This is a genomic window from Paraburkholderia sp. RL18-085-BIA-A (assembly GCF_046027075.1).
Classification (GTDB): domain Bacteria; phylum Pseudomonadota; class Gammaproteobacteria; order Burkholderiales; family Burkholderiaceae; genus Paraburkholderia.
This window is the reverse complement of the sequence record NZ_JARESU010000626.1, coordinates 1-409: the sequence shown is the minus strand read 5'-3', so window position 1 is coordinate 409 and position 409 is coordinate 1. Positions and strand designations below refer to the sequence as shown.

The 409-nt window shown below is 60.9% G+C and carries 1 protein-coding gene; it reads left to right on the top strand.

Annotated elements, in window-relative coordinates; translation table 11 throughout:
- Positions 1-214: 214 nt before the first annotated feature.
- Positions 215-409: hypothetical protein (locus P0D89_RS54135; RefSeq protein WP_408379859.1), on the top strand; the 195-nt coding region annotated here is incomplete at its 3' end.

Below are 409 nucleotides of genomic sequence, written 5' to 3'. Positions count from 1 at the left end.
CACAAACTATTTTTATTTTTGACTTCGGCGGAGCCGCAGGTGCCGATCACTCTGGACTCGCCGCGCCTCCAGGCCTCCGGCCGTCCGCTCCGACCGGGACTTCGGCCGTTCGCCGCGACAACGTGAACGTCGCATGAGGGTCGAGTGCAGCCGATCGCGCAACGCGAACGCAAAATCCAGATGGCTCCTCGATGGTCGCCCACAAGGTTCGCGTGTGTGCCGTTTTCAACTTGCCGACATGCTGTATCAGTTGACCGCACCGTCGCATGGCTGCGAAGTCATCTCCCGTAAAGACTCAACCTGGAATTCCGTGTCGATCGCAACCATGCAACTAACCGTCTGGTACGTCTGCATCCCCGTCAACCGCAAACCCGTCTCCAGCAGGGGCGGGCAGCACCCGCGCCGCCTA